The sequence below is a fragment of the Galbibacter sp. BG1 genome (assembly GCF_013391805.1).
Taxonomy (GTDB): Bacteria; Bacteroidota; Bacteroidia; order Flavobacteriales; family Flavobacteriaceae; genus Galbibacter.
Map to the genome: position 1 here is coordinate 1,441,416 of NZ_CP058364.1, position 17,268 is coordinate 1,458,683.

The window sequence follows — 17,268 nt, forward strand, 5'->3', positions numbered from 1 at the left end:
AAGGAGTACTTTTGTAAAAAATTATTCTTTAACCTTAATATATTAGTATAGCATGCAACTGTACAATAACTTAAGCGCAGAAGAAAGGGCAGCGCTTATTGAAGAAGCTGGTAAAGACCGTTTAACGATCTCTTTCTACCAATACGCTAAAATTGGAAACCCACAAATTTTAAGAAATCACTTATTTCTGGCCTGGAATGATATGGACGTTCTTGGAAGGATTTATGTAGCACACGAAGGCATTAATGCCCAGTTATCGGTGCCTGCCGATAATTTCTCTACATTTAAAGCACATTTAGACTCTATTACGTTTTTAGAGAATGTACGTTTAAACATTGCCATAGAACACGACAATTTTGCCTTTTTAAAATTGAAGGTAAAAGTGCGCGATAAAATCGTAGCAGATGGGCTTAACGATGAGGCTTTCGATGTTACCAATAAAGGGGTTCATGTAGATGCTATAAAGTTTAACGAACTTATTGAAGACCCTAACACGGTATTGGTAGATATGCGAAACCACTACGAGAGTGAAATAGGCCATTTTAAAAACGCCGTAACACCAGATGTAGATACATTTAGGGATTCTTTGCCAATTATAGAGGAAGACTTAAAGGACCACAAAGAAGATAAAAACTTGGTGATGTATTGCACCGGTGGTATTCGCTGTGAGAAAGCAAGCGCTTATTACAAGCACAAAGGATTTAAAAATGTTTTCCAGCTGGAAGGAGGTATTATTAATTACGTGCGGCAAGTAGAGGCCAATAAACTGGAGAACAAATTTATTGGAAAGAATTTTGTGTTCGATGAGCGTCGTTCAGAGAGAATTAGCGAAGACGTTATTGCTAATTGTCACCAATGTGGGAAGCCTTGCGATACCCACGTTAATTGTGCCAATGAGGCGTGTCATTTATTATTCATTCAGTGTGAGGAATGTGCAGAAAAAATGAATAACTGCTGTTCTACCGACTGTATGGATATTGTTGCTTTGCCATACGAAGAGCAAAAGGCGCTTAGAAAGGGTAAAGGAGTAAGTAATTTGATCTTTAAAAAAGGAAGGTCGGAAGTTTTAAAGTTTAAGAAATAGTTTTACTTGGTAAGGAACATTTTGGTCATTTATTTTTTAGATTGACATAATTGGGGGCTAAGCCTTTGGTAGCTTATATAAAAGATTATAGGATCCTGGTTGAAGGTTATGTTGTAGGGTGACAATAACTTTTTATAAAGAACCTTATAAAGAGTCCATTCAAGGTAAAGCATAAATTTACTTTAAACTAAATTGAAAATACTATCTTTACGATAGTTAAAAATTTTTATGAACCTTAACCGAAAAGTGGATTGAAAACGCTTTTTCGGTACAATATATAAAATTATGGGATGTAGCAGTTGTTCAACCGGTAAGGATGGACAACCACGTGGGTGTAAGAATAACGGTACTTGCGGAACAGATGGTTGTAATAAACTTACCGTTTTTGATTGGCTTTCTAATATGTCGCTGCCCAATGGTCACGAACCTTTCGATTGTGTAGAAGTTAGATTCAAAAATAGTAGAAAAGAATTTTTTAGAAATAAAGAGAATTTAACGCTTTCTATTGGCGATGTAGTGGCCACAGAGGCTTCTCCAGGTCACGATGTTGGGGTGGTTACCCTCGTGGGGGAGTTGGTGAAAGTTCAAATGAAAAAGAAAAAAGTAGATTTTAAAGATGAAAATCTACCAAAAATATACCGAAAAGCTTCCCAGAAGGATATCGATATTTGGCAGGCAGCCAGGGATCGCGAAGCTGAAGTTCAAAAGAAATCGCGCGAACTAGCGATCAGTTTAAAACTGCAAATGAAAATCTCGGATGTTGAATTTCAGGGAGATGGATCTAAAGCCACATTTTACTACACGGCGGAAGAAAGAGTAGACTTTAGGCAGCTTATTAAAGACATGGCACGTGCTTTTAGCACGCGTATTGAGATGCGGCAAATTGGTTACCGCCAAGAGGCTGCCCGATTGGGTGGTATTGGTTCCTGCGGAAGGGAACTGTGCTGCTCTACGTGGCTTACCGATTTTAGATCGGTTAATACAGCTTCGGCGCGTTATCAGCAACTTTCTTTAAATCCGCAAAAACTGGCTGGGCAATGTGGAAAATTAAAATGTTGTTTAAACTACGAGTTGGATGCCTATCTCGATGCTTTAAAGGACTTTCCCAACCAAGAAACCCGTTTAAAGACCCAAAAGGGCGAAGCGGTATGTCAAAAAATAGATATTTTTAAACAATTAATGTGGTATGCTTACGATGGTGAATGGGCCAATTGGTTTGTTTTAAAGACCGATCAAGTACACGATATTTTAGACCGGAACAAAAAGAAACAACCTGTAGCTAGTTTAGAGGAATATGCTCTAGATTTAAGTCAAGATACTAAAACAGAGTTTGAGAACGTTGTAGGACAAGATAGTTTAACCCGTTTCGATAAGCCAAGAAATAGTAGGGGAAGAAACAAAAAGAAGAAAAAGCGTACTAATAACAACAAAAGAAAAAGAACAAATAAAAATGCTTAGAACTGTTGTTTATTTGGTTCTGGCAGCCTCTTTTTTAACGGCTTGTTCCAACGACACTGTTTACGGGAAATACCAATCGGTTAAAGGGAGCTGGGAGAAAGAAGAGGCAGTGGAATTTAATTTCGAAGCGCCAGACTCACTTAAAACCTACAATATTTTCGTAAACCTTAGAAACGATAATAACTATCCCTTTAGTAATTTATTTTTAATTGTAAATTTAGATTTTCCGGAAGGAAAAACAGTTTCCGACACTTTGGAATACGAGATGGCCAAACCCAATGGGGAGTGGCTGGGAAAGGGATTTTCTTCCATAAAAGAGAATAAATTATTGTACAAAGAAGGCGTTGTTTTTCCAAATTTGGGTGTTTACCATGTGTCCATAGAACACGCCATGCGAAAAAATGGAACAGTCAATGGGGTGTCATCCTTAGAGGGCATTACAGACGTAGGTATAAGTATAGAAAAATCAGCGGATCAATAAAATGGCAAAAAAAGCATCAAATAAAAAAGCTACTAAAAAAGAGCAGGGTTTTAGAAAATATATCATTTGGTTTTGGAGACTTTTTGCGGCAGGAGTTCTTTTTGTCGTACTTATTTTTTTATTGGCCTCTTGGGGAGTTTTTGGAAAGTTACCTTCTTTTGAAATTTTAGAAAATCCACAAACCAATCTCGCTTCCGAAGTTATTTCTGCCGATGGGAAAACCTTGGGGAAATATTATTTAAACGATAACAGAACCCCCGTAAGCTTCGAAGAATTGCCAAAACATTTGGTAAGTGCTTTAATTGCTACGGAAGACGAACGTTATTACGATCATTCTGGGATTGATGCTTGGGGAACCCTGCGTGCGGCCGTATTTTTAGGGACCCGAGGCGGAGCTAGTACTATTTCCCAACAGTTGGCCAAACAATTGTTTACCGAGCAGGTATCCGACAATATTTTTGAACGTATCATTCAGAAGATAAAAGAATGGATTATTGCGGTTCAGCTGGAAAGGCAATACACTAAAGAAGAAATTATTGCTATGTACTTTAATATTTACGACTTTGGTAATAACGCTGATGGAATCCGTTCAGCGGCGCGAATTTATTTTGGGAAAGAACCAGAGGAATTAAATGTGGAGGAATCGGCCATGCTGGTGGGGATGTTTAAAAACTCCTCTCTGTACAATCCGCGAAGAAATCCGAAAGGGGTGGGCAACAGACGAAATGTAGTGCTGAACCAAATGTATAAAAATGATTTTTTAGAGGAAAAGCAACGGGATTCCCTAATTGCTATTCCACTGGAAATAGATTACCACCCCGAGTCCCACCGAGAGGGGATTGCTACTTATTTTAGGGAATATTTGAGGGATTGGTTGAAAGATTGGACTGCAGATGAAGAGAACTACCGCCCTGATGGCGAAAAGTACAATATTTACTTAGACGGACTCAAAATATTTACCACAATAGATTCCAGAATGCAAAACTATGCTGAAGATGCTGTAAAAGCACATATGAAGCGTTTGCAGACTGAGTTTTTTGTGCAAAATACCGATAAGCGTAATCCTACAGCCCCGTTTTTAGATATTACCCCAGAAGAAATACAGAGTACTTACGAACGATCCATGCGCCAATCAGAGCGTTGGAGACATATGAAATACGATCTTAAAAAACCTGATGAGGAGATTATTGCGTCGTTTAAAAAGAAAATCCCGATGGAAGTATTCACTTGGGATGGAGAAAAGGATACGGTAATGTCTCCGTTGGATTCCTTAAAGTATTATAAGTATTTCTTACGCACAGGAATGATGTCTATGGAGCCACAATCGGGTCATGTAAAAGCATGGGTTGGAGGTGTGAATTATAAACATTTTCAGTACGATCAAGTAAAACAAGGGCGCAGACAAGCAGGTTCTACTTTTAAACCTTTTGTGTATGCCACTGCCATCGATCAGTTGCATTTATCCCCTTGCGATGAGTTTCCAGACATTTATACGTGTATAGAAGCCAATAAATATGGAAATGTAGAGCCATGGTGCCCTAAAAATTCTAATGGAGAGTATTCGGGAGATATGTATTCATTGAAATATGCTTTGGCAAACTCGGTAAACACGGTTACCGCAAGGTTGATGGATAAAGTAGGGCCGCAGCCAGTGGTAAACTTAATAAAACGTATGGGGGTGGAGGCCACCATTTTACCAGTACCTTCCATTGCCCTCGGCACACCAGATATTTCGGTTTACGAAATGGTTGGCGCCTTCGGTACATTTGCCAACCAAGGGGTGTATGTAAAACCTGTTATGATTACCCGGATCGAAGATAAAAATGGAACGGTATTATACGAGTCTGTACCAGAAACGCGTGATGTATTGAGTAAAGAAGTTGCTTATACCACCGTAAAATTGATGGAAGGGGTTACCCAGTCTGGTTCTGGAGCACGTCTACGTGGCAATTGGGCCACAAATAATACGCTCTACAAGGAAATTATTACGGGTTATCCATACGAATTTACCAATCCTATTGCTGGAAAAACAGGGACTACCCAAAACCAAAGTGATGGTTGGTTTATGGGAATGGTACCTAACTTAGTTACTGGTGTTTGGGTAGGAGGGGAAGATCGTGCCACTCATTTTAAAACTACTGCTTATGGTCAAGGGGCGAGTATGGCCTTGCCTATTTGGGGACTTTATATGAAAAAAGTATATGCCGACGAAGAGCTTGAAGTTTCCAAAGCCGAATTTGAAGCACCAGAAGATTTAAGTATTCGTGTGGATTGCGATGCTCCACCGACAGAAGACCAAGATTCCATTAAAGTGGATTATAACGAAGGTGTAGAAATAGATTTTTAAGTTTATTAGGACTATGAAAATTACTTATCTGTAGAATAGTGATTAAAAGCTACGAGAACAGGAGCGTAAGAATGAAGCGACGCGTAGTTTTAATTACGGTTTTTCGACTTCATTGTCGAAAAAATTCATAAGATAAGGCGCCTTTTTCTTTGTTTCGTTTCTTTTGGGCGAACAAAAGAAATGAAAGAATTTTAAAATTCTTAGAAAATTTTGAACATAGGTTTTCATCTTGTTAAAAACTCAAAACATTTTTGAAAGCATTACTTATCATAGATGTCCAAAACGACTTTTGTTCCGGAGGGGTTTTGGCTACCAAAGGAGGGGAAGAAGTGGTGCCCATAATTAATAAAATAGCCTCTAGGTTTGAACTTGTGGTAGCTTCCAAAGATTGGCATCCCGAAGAAACCAAACACTTTAAGAAATGGCCTAAACACTGTGTTCAGGGCACTTATGGGGCTGAGTTCCACAAAGATTTGGATACATCACAAATCGATGAAATAGCATTGAAGGGCACTGGAACTCTAGATGATGGTTATTCTGCTTTTGACGCCACCAATGTTAATTTGGCTTCTTTTCTCCAAGAACGTAAAATTGATTCAGTTTATATAAGCGGACTCGCCACCGATTACTGTGTTCTCAATACAGCCTTGGACGCTGTTAGAAACAACTTTCATACGTTTGTGGTTACTGATGCTGTGAGAGCGGTAAATGTTAAGCCAGACGATTCTAAAATGGCTTTACAACAGATGAAGGATGCGGGTTGCGTGCTTATTTCTTCCGAAGTGATTCTTTCTGAATAGATTACTGGATTTAAGTGAGCCTTTTTTTGAAACCGAGGGTAATGATTTGTATATTTAAAAAACAAATCATTACTCCCACTATGAAAAAACTGCTTTGTCTTTTTACCATAATCGTTTTTCAACAGCTACATGCTCAATTTCCGGATGAAGACCAACTAGGTGCTTGGTACATGTATTTTTATAGTGCCAATTTTGGAGAGTCTAATTGGGGTTTTCAAGGGGATTTTCAATACCGTGATTGGCGCGGACTGGGAGATAGGGAGCAATTGCTTTTACGATCTGGGGTTACCTACTCCCCCAAAAATGCAGGAGTGAAGTTTACGCTTGGGTACGCCAATATTTCCATGATATAGACGATCCAGTAATAGAGAACAGGATTTACCAAGAAGCACTTTTTTCCAATACCCTAGGGAAACGTTTTTTGCTTACTCACCGGTTTCGTTATGAACAGCGTTTTGTAGAGTCATTGGACTTTAGAACCCGGTATCGCTACAACCTGTTTATAAACATTCCTTTTAACAATGTATCCCTCATAAAAAAGACGGTTTATTTTGCCTTTTATAACGAGTTATTTATGAATGGACAAAAAGATGTTGGAGATGGCATCACGGTGGAGTATTTCGATAGGAACCGTACCTATTTGGGGTTGGGCTATGCCTTAACCGATAAAATTCGGTTTCAATTGGGGTGGATGAAGCAAATTACCAACAATTGGGGCAAAGGTCAGTTGCAGTTTAGTATGCATCATACGTTTTAGAGGGTTTGGAATTTCTTCTTTTACACTACAACTAAATAATATAGATGCTAAAATAATGGTTGTAATCGTTTTTTTGATTGAATTGTTTTATTCCGCTGTTTTGTAGAAAGGCACATGTTTTTAGAACTTCCCGAAGATTTTAACTGTTAAGAGTTTGAGGTATGCAATTTATTGCTTCAAAGTGTTTTTATAAATCTTACCGTCTTTAATAATAAGTACAAAATTAGTTTCGGGATCTTCAATTAGTTTTATGTTTTCTAAAGGATTTCCATCTACCACAATTAAATCTGCATAGGCGCCTTCTGCTATTTCTCCGAGCTTTCCTAGAGGGTAAGGGTTTCTTTTACCACTCATATATAAAAGTTGAGCGTTATTATAAGTCGCCATTTTAAGTACTTCAAATGGTGTGTACCATCGGGTCATTTTAGATAATTGTTTACCTTGTTTAACTGCCAATGATGGATCAAACAGGCAGTCAGTACCCCAAGCGGTTTTAATATCATATTTTTTTGCCAGTTTGTATGCGTTATCAGTTCCATTAGTAACAAGGAGCTGCTTACGTCTATTTTCAGAGCCTTCTGGAAATGGTATAGACTCTTCATCATCAAGAAAAGGTTGTAGGCTCCACCAAATACCTTTTTCGGCCATTAATTTGACAGTAGCTTCATCGGCAAGTTGGCCATGATCTATGCATTTCACACCAGCATTTATAGCAGCTTGTATAGCCTGTGGTGTATAGGCGTGAACCGTTACATATGTTCCCCAATTTTCTGCCGCCGAAACAGCAGCTTTAAATTCCTCTTCGGTGTATTGCATTACGTCTATAGGATCATAATTGGATGCCACACCGCCGCCAGCCATCAATTTTAATTGTGTGGCACCTTGCCTTAATTGTTCGCGAGAACGCATAAGAACTTGATCAACACCATCTGCTATGGCTGCCATTCCATTCCGCTCGGCATAAGACAATTCCCCAATTTTTCTTGGCACATCGGTTGGCAAACCAAAATCTCCATGACCTCCAGATTGGGAGATAAAAGCTCCTGAGGGAAAAATCCTAGGTCCTATGGCCAAACCTTCATCTATGGATTTTTGAACTACAATGGCCCCGCCACCTAAATCGCGCACAGTTGTAAAACCCCTTAAAAGTTGCTTTTCTGCCGCTTTTGCTGCGAACAATGCTAAATACGAATATTCAGAAGTCAAGGCCTTACTTTGAGGAATACTCTCAAACATAATGTGAGAATGCGCATCAATTAAACCAGGGATGAGATATTTTCCATTACCATTAATAACTTGGATACTTTCTTCTTTTTCAGTTGAAATAGGGCTCGAAGAAATGGTCTTTATTAAGTTATCTTCAATAAGGATATTAGCTTTAGTAAGCTTATTATCTTTGCCATTAAAAATTTCTACGTTGTTTATTAAAATTTTTATCGGCTTTTGGTTCGCCTGACCAGATACTAATGAAATATTGACAAAGAGTAGGAAGACAAGAATAACTTTAAATGTTTTCATATTTACTTTTGTTTAATTATTTCAAATTTACCTACAAAGCTTAGTCGTAGGGTTATTGGCTGTAAATTAGTGTTTTACATTCGTTAAAACAAGAACAGAATTTTTTAATTATTCCAAACCTACTTTTTCTTTGCTCATATGTCTAATTTAAATAAATTTTAAATTGACACATTTTTTAAAAATGGATTCTGGAAAGAAGTGAACTTCTTGTTTACTATGAAGTATAAGGCTCATTATATTAATTTTAGCCTATTTTTTTGTGTATGTAACATAGATTTCTATTGCCGCTTCACTGGGGTACTTATCAATGGAGCCACTTTTTTGAACAAATAAATTTCCATTTATAATAATTTATTGGATTCTCAGCCGAGCAGATAGGGATTTACAGGATCGTGTTTCAAACTGAATAATTAACTCTTAAACAATTCCATTTTCATTGAATTATTCGTAATTTTCAGTCTAAATATTGTAAAATGATTAAAAAGAAAGTGGCATCGGTAGATGAAGCGCTCCAAGGCGTAACCGATAATATGACGTTTTTGCTCGGTGGTTTCGGTCTTTGCGGAATCCCGGAGAACGCCATTAATAAATTGGTGGAACTCAACATAAAAAACCTAACGTGTATTTCTAACAACGCCGGAGTCGACGATTTTGGTCTAGGCCTTTTGCTTAAAAAACATCAAATAAAAAAAATGGTTTCTTCCTATGTAGGGGAAAACGATGAGTTTGAACGCCAAATGCTCAGTGGGGAACTGGAGGTAGAGTTAATTCCACAGGGAACATTGGCAGAACGCTGTAGGGCGGCACAAGCTGGTATCCCGGCCTTTTATACTCCTGCTGGGTATGGAACTGAAGTGGGAGAAGGGAAAGAAAGTCGTGTATTTCATGGTAAACCCCATATTTTGGAACAAGCGTTTGAGGCCGATTTTGCTTTTGTAAAGGCATGGAAGGGAGACGATGCCGGAAATCTTATTTTTAAAGGGACCGCTCGTAATTTCAATCCGGTAATGTGTGGAGCCGCTAAAATTACCGTTGCTGAGGTAGAAGAGTTACTGCCTGCGGGAAGTTTGGATCCCAACGAAATCCATATTCCGGGAATTTTTGTGCAACGTATTTTTAAAGGTGCCAAATATGAAAAACGTATCGAACAGCGAACGGTTAGAAAAAGGGACTGAATAAACCAATTTACCCGATAACCATTCTATACTTAACATTTAACGACGAAAAATGAGTTTAAATAAAGAACAAATTGCACAGCGTATCGCAAAGGAGGTAAAAGACGGATTTTACGTGAACCTCGGTATTGGCATCCCTACCCTGGTAGCCAATTATGTACGAGACGATATTTCAGTAGAGTTTCAAAGTGAGAACGGTGTTTTGGGTATGGGGCCTTTTCCTTTTGAAGGGGCGGAGGATGCCGATATTATCAATGCTGGAAAACAAACCATTACAACTCTCAAAGGAGCCTCTTTTTTCGACTCTGCTTTGAGTTTTAGTATGATTCGCGGTCAGCATGTAGATCTAACTATTCTTGGAGCTATGGAAGTTGCCGACAATGGCGATATTGCTAATTGGAAAATTCCTGGAAAAATGGTAAAAGGCATGGGTGGAGCTATGGATTTGGTGGCTTCCGCAGAAAATATTATTGTAGCAATGATGCATACCAATAGGGCAGGGGAGTCTAAACTTCTGGAAGAATGCACGCTACCGCTTACTGGGGTAAAGTGTGTAAAAAAAATCGTTACCAATTTGGCAGTTTTGGAGGTCACAGAAAACGGGTTCTTATTACTGGAAAGAGCACCAGGAGTAACCGTTGAAGAAATAAAAACAGCTACAAGCGGACGCCTCATCGTTAAGGAAAACACTCCTGAAATGGCTCTGTAAAGTGTAATGCTTAAAGACGATTTTTACTCAAAGTGTATTTCATCGAAATTATCTTTCTTTTTATCTATGTTTTCTTCTGAAAGATTAGATTTGCAGCTATTAAAAATTAATTATTGTGTTAATCATACCAATATTTTTAATTGACAACATGTTTTATGTAATTCACAACAAAAATATGTTTTTGTTAAAGATATGATATAGATTTATCCTTCTAGACTTAAAAACAAAATACGAACCTACTTAATTTTTATGCTGATGAGAGATTACACTTTAACCTACGAAGACAACCAACAAAGTCACACAATCTTTAATGTTTTAGGAGAAAATATTAGAGGTACCGTTACATTACTTAGAAGTTTACTTATTGTAGCAAAAAAACTATTAATGTTCTAAATACCCCAAATTAGAACAAGCCCCAAAAAGTTTTTTGCTAAGATTAAAGAAGGGAAATACGTTTTAATGTATTTTCCTTTTTTTATTTTATAAAATGAAGGTTAATTTGTGATTAAAATACTTTCAATTTTGAAAAAGAACGAACTTCCGAAACGAAAAAAGAAACCATGGCCAACCAAGGAGGCTATGGATCAAGTATACAAAAAAAAGCTGTGGGGTGGAGATTCATTTGAATATTATTCTGGGGTTGGCTCCCACCACCCTAGCTTGGTAATCCCTTATGTACAAACCGTTCGTTCATTTTTAAAGTCTTTTAACGAGCCTTTAGTGGTTTGCGATCTAGGTTGTGGAGATTTCAACGTGGGAAAGGAATTGGTTTCCTTTACAAAAAAATATTGGGCTATCGATATTGTACCAGATTTAATGGAATTCAATAAAAATAAGTTTAAGGCAAAGAATCTGGAGTTTCTCTGTTTGGATATTGCGTCTCACGATTGGCCATCGGCGGATGTGGTTTTATTAAGACAAGTATTGCAGCATTTATCCAATTCAGAAGTAGAATGTATTACAGATAAATTAAAGAACTATTGTTATGTAATAGTAACCGAGCACCTTCCGGAAGGGAATTATATACCGAATAAAGATATAATTTCTGGGCAAGGTATAAGGCTGAAGAAGAACAGTGGAATAAACCTATCAATGCCACCATTTTATATGAAGCCAAAAGAAGAAATACAGTTGTTGTCTTTAGAATCACCAGATTTTCGCGGTATTATTGTGACTAGTCTCTACAAAATGAAGTAATATGTTTTACATAGTGCCTTTCCTCTAAAATATCAAATAGTTATTACTTTATGTCATTTTTTGAATTTTGTTTACTTTTTATGTTGTAAAAGTGTATTATTGTTTATTAATCAACAATAAATATGACAACCAAAAATCAATCTCAATATTGGAAAGCCAATATTCGGTATCTATGCATTTTACTTTCCATTTGGTTCCTAGTTTCTTTTGGCTGCGGTATTTTGTGGGTAGATCAACTGAACCAAATTAAGGTAGGCGGCTTCAAACTGGGGTTTTGGTTTGCCCAACAAGGCGCCATCTATGTTTTTGTGCTCATTATTCTGGTGTACGTTCTCTTGATGAATAGATTGGATAAGAAATTTAATCACAACGAATAACATGGATATGTCCGTTCAACTTCTTACCTATATTCTGGTTGGTCTTACTTTTGCGCTTTACATAGGCATTGCCATTAGGAGTCGGGCTGGTTCTACTAACGATTTTTATGTGGCCGGTGGCGGCGTGTCCCCGTTGGCAAATGGGATGGCCACCGCTGCCGATTGGATGTCGGCTGCTTCCTTTATTTCCATGGCTGGTATCATCTCTTTTGCAGGATACGATGGTTCTGTTTTTTTAATGGGATGGACAGGTGGTTACGTACTTTTGGCGTTACTGTTGGCTCCCTATTTAAGAAAGTTTGGAAAATTTACGGTTCCAGATTTTATCGGGGATCGGTATTATTCTGGGTTGGCTCGTTTGGTGGCAGTGGTATGTGCGCTGTTCGTGTCGTTCACCTACGTGGCCGGACAAATGAGAGGGGTGGGGGTCGTTTTCTCCAGGTTTTTGGAAGTGGAAGTAGATACAGGAGTTTATATTGGGATGGCTATTGTTCTCTTTTATGCCGTTCTTGGTGGAATGAAGGGGATTACTTATACGCAAGTAGCGCAGTATTGTATTCTTATTTTTGCGTTTATGGTTCCTGCTATTTTTATTTCCATTCAAATGACGGGTAACCCGATACCGCAGTTGGGATTTGGTGATAAACTATCAGATGGCACTTATTTATTGGATAAACTGGATGGTTTGCAGCGGGAATTGGGCTTTCACGAGTATACATCGGGTTCTAAGGCTAAAATAGATGTTTTCTTCATTACGGCAGCTCTAATGATGGGCACCGCTGGGCTGCCGCACGTAATAGTGCGCTTTTTTACGGTTCCCAAGGTTAAAGATGCTAGAAAATCGGGCTTGTATGCACTTATTTTTATAGGAATTTTATATACCACTGCCCCAGCAATAGCTGTGTTTGCACGGACTAATTTAATTGATACAGTTAGCAACCAACCTTATAATGCGATGCCTGAATGGTTTTCGAAATGGGAGGCTACTGGATTGTTAGTATTTGAAGATAAAAATAACAATGGCACCATTCAATACGTAGAAGACGAAAGTAAAAATGAACTACAAATAGATCGCGATATAATGGTATTAGCCAACCCAGAAATAGCTCGATTGCCAAATTGGGTAATTGCGCTCTTGGCTGCTGGTGGCTTAGCTGCCGCTTTGTCTACGGCAGCTGGTTTGTTATTGGTTATTTCTTCTTCTGTATCGCACGATCTTTTAAAGAAAATGGTACTTCCGGAAATAAGCGAAAAACAGGAGCTGTGGGCGGCAAGAGGTGCTGCTTTGGTTGCCGTGGTGGTAGCTGGTTACTTCGGAATTCATCCTCCCGGATACGTGGCGTCGGTAGTGGCATTAGCATTTGGCTTGGCCGCAGCATCTTTTTTCCCTGCAATTGTTTTAGGGATTTTTTCTAAAAGAATGAATAAAGAAGGTGCTATAAGCGGTATGATTGTTGGTTTATCGATCACGCTATATTACATCGCCAGATTTAGATTGCATTGGCTTGGAGCAGAAGAATCTTCAGGTGAAGACAATTGGTGGTTTGGGATCTCTCCGGAAGGGTTTGGAACCGTTGGCATGCTTTTAAATTTTATTACCGCAATTTTGGTGTCTAAATTGACTAAAGCACCACCGCAAGAGATTGTTGATATTGTAGAAGATATTAGAATTCCCAGTGGGGCTGGAAAAGCCGGATCTCATTAGAAACAAAAACCCCTTGAATCGAAGATTCAAGGGGTTTAAAAATATGTATAAAATATAATTATTAGTTTTTCTTTACACTGGCAGCTAGATATTCCCTGTTCATTCTAGCAATATTTTCAAGGGAAATACCTTTCGGACATTCAATCTCGCAAGCTCCAGTGTTGGAGCAGTTTCCAAAACCTTCTTCATCCATTTGTCTAACCATGTTTAGCACACGATCCGTGGCTTCAACTTGTCCTTGCGGCAACAAGGCAAATTGAGAAACTTTTGCAGAAGTAAACAACATCGCACTGGCGTTTTTACAAGCTGCTACACAAGCTCCACAACCGATACAAGTGGCAGCTGCAAAAGAGTCGTCTGCGTCGTGTTTGTTTACTGGAATTGCATTCGCATCGATAGTATTTCCAGAAGTGTTTACTGAAATGAATCCACCTGCTTGCTGAATTCTATCAAAAGAAGTTCTGTCCACAATTAAATCCTTAATTACGGGGAATGCTTTTGCTCTAAACGGCTCTATAGTGATGGTATCACCATCTTTAAACATTCGCATATGAAGTTGACAGGTAGTTACGCCTCGATCCGGTCCATGGGGTTCCCCATTTATTTGCAGGGAACAAGAACCACAAATACCTTCGCGGCAGTCATGGTCGAATTCTACAGGCTCTTCTCCTTTTGCTATCAGTTCTTCATTTAGAACGTCCAGCATTTCCAAGAAAGACATGTCTTCATCAATACCAGAGATTGGGTAATCAACTATCTTTCCTTTTGTGTTGGCATCTTGTTGACGCCATATTTTTAATGTAAGATTCATATTATTTAGATTTTAGTATTGAGTATTGAGTATTGAGCAGTTTATCTAACATCTCATGTCTCAATACTTACATCTATTTATACGAGCGTGTTTTAAGCTCGATGTTATTGTATTCCAATTCTTCTTTATGCAATACCGCATCGCTCGGTTTTCCTTTGTATTCCCAAGCAGCTACGTATTTAAAGTTCTCATCATCCCTTTTGGCTTCCCCTTCTTCAGTTTGATATTCTTCCCTGAAATGTCCACCACAAGACTCGTTACGGTGCAAGGCATCCTTGGCAAAAAGTTCTCCTAGTTCTAGGAAATCGGCCACCCGCATTGCTTTTTCCAATTCGCTATTCTTGCTTTCAGCAGATCCAGGTACCAATACATTTTTGTAGAAATCGTCCCTTAAATCGCTAATTTCTTGAATCGCTTCCTGTAAACCTTCTGCATTACGTGCCATTCCACATTTATTCCACATAATCTTACCAAGTTTTTTGTGGTAAGAATCAACAGAATTTTTTCCTTTGTTGTTAACCAATTTCGCGATTTGGTCTTTAACATTTTTTTCAGCTGCATCAAACTCTGGCGTATCCGTAGGGATTTTACCGGTTCTAATGTCATCGGCCAAATAATCACCTATAGTGTATGGAAGCACAAAATATCCATCGGCCAAGCCTTGCATTAAGGCAGAAGCCCCAAGTCGGTTCGCTCCATGGTCGGAGAAATTAGCTTCTCCAGCCGCATAACAACCAGGGATGGTCGTCATAAGGTTGTAGTCTACCCAAATACCTCCCATGGTATAGTGTACCGCAGGATAGATCATCATTGGTGTTTTATACGGGTTTTCATCTACAATCTTTTCATACATTTGGAAAAGATTTCCGTACTTGTTTTCTACAACTTTTTCTCCTAATTCCCTTACTTCCTTATCATTAGCGTTATGGTTCCCTTGAATAATGGCTTGTTCTTTTCCGTAGCGCATAATGGCAGAATCGAAATCCAAAAAGACAGCTTCACCTGTTTTGTTAACACCAAAACCAGCATCACAACGTTCTTTAGCAGCTCTCGATGCCACATCTCGGGGAACTAAGTTACCAAAGGAAGGATATCTTCTTTCCAAGTAATAGTCTCTATCTTCCTCAGCCAATTCCGTAGGCTTTAATTTTCCTTGACGGATGGCTTCGGCATCTTCTTTTTTCTTCGGAACCCAAATTCTTCCATCGTTACGAAGGGACTCAGACATCAAAGTTAATTTCGACTGATGATCCCCAGAAACAGGAATACATGTTGGGTGAATTTGTGTATAACACGGATTTGCGAAATACGCTCCTTTCTTATGTATTTTCCATGAAGCGGTAACATTGCTTCCCATTGCATTGGTAGAAAGAAAGAAAACATTTCCATAACCACCAGAAGCAATAACTACAGCATGGGCAGAATGGCGCTCTATTTTACCGGTTACAAGGTCTCTTGCAATAATACCACGGGCTTTACCGTCTACAATAACGATGTCGAGCATCTCATGGCGGTTAAAAGCTTCAATTTTCCCCCGGTTAATTTGTCGGTTCATGGCAGCATAAGCTCCCAATAAGAGTTGTTGTCCTGTTTGTCCTTTAGCGTAAAAGGTACGGGACACTAGTACTCCACCAAAAGATCGGTTATCTAATAATCCACCATATTCACGGGCGAAGGGAACACCTTGTGCCACACATTGGTCGATTATATTGGCAGAAACCTCCGCCAAACGATAAACGTTAGCTTCCCGGGAGCGGTAATCGCCTCCTTTAACCGTATCGTAAAACAAGCGGTAGGTAGAGTCACCATCTCCTTGATAGTTTTTAGCAGCGTTTATACCTCCTTGCGCAGCAATAGAGTGTGCACGTCTTGGAGAATCTTGGTAGCAAAATGTTTTAACATTATAACCAAGCTCGGCCAAAGTAGCCGCTGCAGAACCTCCGGCTAAACCAGTACCTACAACTATAACATCAATGTTACGCTTGTTGGCTGGGTTTACTAAATTTATTTCGTTTTTATGATTGGTCCACTTCTTGGCTAAATCGCCTTGTGGTATGTTAGAATCGAATATTGCCATAATACTTACCTCTTTTAATGATTAAAAAAATGGAAAAGTGCGATAAAAATAAATCCCAATGGAATAAAAATCGCATAGAATTTTCCAATTGCTTTAAGAGTAGAATTGAATTTGTTGCTTACCCCAATCGACTGGAAAGCCGATTGAAAGCCGTGTAATAAATGTAGTGCTAACAAAACGAAGGCAATTACATAAGCACCCACTCTTATAGGGTTATGAAATTTCTCTACCAATTCGTGGTAGTATCTCGTAGGGTCTTCTGGGTTGAACTGCACATACTTGTAATTCATTTCCGGCAACCAAAAATCGATAAAATGCAACGCTAAAAATGCTAAAATTACGAGTCCGCTATAGATCATATTCCTAGACATCCAAGAAGAGTTGGCATTACCGTTGTAGCTTACATAGCTAATATCTCGAGCTTTTTTGTTTTTTATTTCCAAAACAAAACCCATTACAAAGTGAAAAACAACCGCAAATATTAAAATGGGTTGCATTAAAAATTGAACCAACACATTGGTACCCATAAAATGTGATAATTCGTTAAAAGTACTTTCGCTAATTACAGAAGTAAAATTGATTATAAAGTGCTGTAAAAGGAAGATTAACAAGAATAAAGCCGAAAGTGACATGGCAACTTTTCTGGCTATTGTTGAATTTAACATTCCGCTCATTAGAATTTTTTTATTTAGTACGCACAAAAATACTGTACGAATCAGTTATTCACAAACTTTCGTTTCTCTTTTAACGACAATTTAGAATGAGTTTAAAG

At 38.5% G+C, this 17,268-nt stretch carries 14 protein-coding genes and 1 pseudogene; 11 read left to right on the forward strand and 4 right to left on the reverse strand.

What is annotated here, in order from left to right; all coding sequences use genetic code 11:
* Nucleotides 1–52: 52 nt before the first annotated feature.
* The 6 genes and pseudogenes from HX109_RS06360 to HX109_RS06385 all read left to right on the forward strand — a co-directional run bounded on the left by HX109_RS06360 (nucleotide 53) and on the right by HX109_RS06385 (nucleotide 6,927).
* Nucleotides 53–1,084 (forward strand): rhodanese-related sulfurtransferase, encoded by a 1,032-nt coding sequence (locus HX109_RS06360; protein WP_178950352.1) that lies wholly within the window; start codon nucleotides 53–55, stop codon nucleotides 1,082–1,084.
* A gap of 285 nt (nucleotides 1,085–1,369) precedes the next feature.
* The gene (locus HX109_RS06365; RefSeq protein ID WP_178950353.1) at nucleotides 1,370–2,542 is read left to right on the forward strand and encodes a stage 0 sporulation family protein; all 1,173 of its coding nucleotides are present in this window, start codon (nucleotides 1,370–1,372) and stop codon (nucleotides 2,540–2,542) included.
* A complete protein-coding gene (locus HX109_RS06370; RefSeq protein WP_178950354.1) occupies nucleotides 2,535–3,023 on the forward strand; it encodes a gliding motility lipoprotein GldH in 489 nt (162 codons plus the stop codon). Before HX109_RS06365 ends, HX109_RS06370 begins: the two co-directional genes overlap by 8 nt.
* A 1-nt stretch (nucleotide 3,024) precedes the next feature.
* On the forward strand, nucleotides 3,025–5,370 hold the full coding sequence (locus tag HX109_RS06375) for a penicillin-binding protein 1A (RefSeq protein ID WP_178950355.1): 2,346 nt from the start codon (nucleotides 3,025–3,027) through the stop codon (nucleotides 5,368–5,370).
* Nucleotides 5,371–5,621: 251 nt separating this feature from the next.
* Nucleotides 5,622–6,170, forward strand: coding sequence for a nicotinamidase (locus tag HX109_RS06380; protein ID WP_178950356.1), 549 nt, complete (start codon nucleotides 5,622–5,624; stop codon nucleotides 6,168–6,170).
* A gap of 170 nt (nucleotides 6,171–6,340) precedes the next feature.
* Nucleotides 6,341–6,927 (forward strand): annotated as a pseudogene (locus HX109_RS06385) (DUF2490 domain-containing protein).
* 168 nt (nucleotides 6,928–7,095) lie between these two features.
* Here the strand turns inward: HX109_RS06385 and HX109_RS06390 are convergent.
* The gene (locus tag HX109_RS06390) at nucleotides 7,096–8,445 is read right to left on the reverse strand and encodes a metal-dependent hydrolase family protein (protein WP_178950357.1); all 1,350 of its coding nucleotides are present in this window, start codon (nucleotides 8,443–8,445) and stop codon (nucleotides 7,096–7,098) included.
* A gap of 473 nt (nucleotides 8,446–8,918) precedes the next feature.
* Here HX109_RS06390 and HX109_RS06395 point away from each other — a divergent pair, with 473 nt between their 5' ends.
* The 5 genes from HX109_RS06395 (at nucleotide 8,919) to HX109_RS06415 (ending at nucleotide 13,608) form a co-directional block, all read left to right on the forward strand.
* Nucleotides 8,919–9,620, forward strand: a complete 702-nt coding sequence (locus HX109_RS06395; RefSeq protein WP_178950358.1) for a CoA transferase subunit A — start codon at nucleotides 8,919–8,921, stop codon at nucleotides 9,618–9,620.
* A gap of 52 nt (nucleotides 9,621–9,672) precedes the next feature.
* Nucleotides 9,673–10,329, forward strand: coding sequence for a CoA transferase subunit B (locus tag HX109_RS06400; RefSeq protein ID WP_178950360.1), 657 nt, complete (start codon nucleotides 9,673–9,675; stop codon nucleotides 10,327–10,329).
* Between the two features lie 519 nt (nucleotides 10,330–10,848).
* A complete protein-coding gene (locus tag HX109_RS06405; RefSeq protein WP_255462849.1) occupies nucleotides 10,849–11,526 on the forward strand; it encodes a class I SAM-dependent methyltransferase in 678 nt (225 codons plus the stop codon).
* 122 nt (nucleotides 11,527–11,648) lie between these two features.
* On the forward strand, nucleotides 11,649–11,903 hold the full coding sequence (locus HX109_RS06410) for a DUF4212 domain-containing protein (protein ID WP_178950362.1): 255 nt from the start codon (nucleotides 11,649–11,651) through the stop codon (nucleotides 11,901–11,903).
* A gap of 7 nt (nucleotides 11,904–11,910) precedes the next feature.
* Complete coding sequence (locus HX109_RS06415; protein WP_178950364.1) at nucleotides 11,911–13,608, forward strand: sodium:solute symporter family protein; 1,698 nt, start codon at nucleotides 11,911–11,913, stop codon at nucleotides 13,606–13,608.
* 61 nt (nucleotides 13,609–13,669) lie between these two features.
* Here HX109_RS06415 and HX109_RS06420 read toward each other — a convergent pair whose 3' ends face one another.
* The 3 genes from HX109_RS06420 to HX109_RS06430 form a co-directional block, all read right to left on the reverse strand.
* A complete protein-coding gene (locus tag HX109_RS06420) occupies nucleotides 13,670–14,419 on the reverse strand; it encodes a succinate dehydrogenase/fumarate reductase iron-sulfur subunit (protein ID WP_178950366.1) in 750 nt (249 codons plus the stop codon).
* Nucleotides 14,420–14,492: 73 nt separating this feature from the next.
* Complete coding sequence (locus HX109_RS06425; RefSeq protein ID WP_178950368.1) at nucleotides 14,493–16,496, reverse strand: fumarate reductase/succinate dehydrogenase flavoprotein subunit; 2,004 nt, start codon at nucleotides 16,494–16,496, stop codon at nucleotides 14,493–14,495.
* A 14-nt stretch (nucleotides 16,497–16,510) separates the two neighbouring features.
* A complete protein-coding gene (locus HX109_RS06430) occupies nucleotides 16,511–17,170 on the reverse strand; it encodes a succinate dehydrogenase cytochrome b subunit (RefSeq protein WP_178950370.1) in 660 nt (219 codons plus the stop codon).
* Nucleotides 17,171–17,268 lie beyond the last annotated feature (98 nt).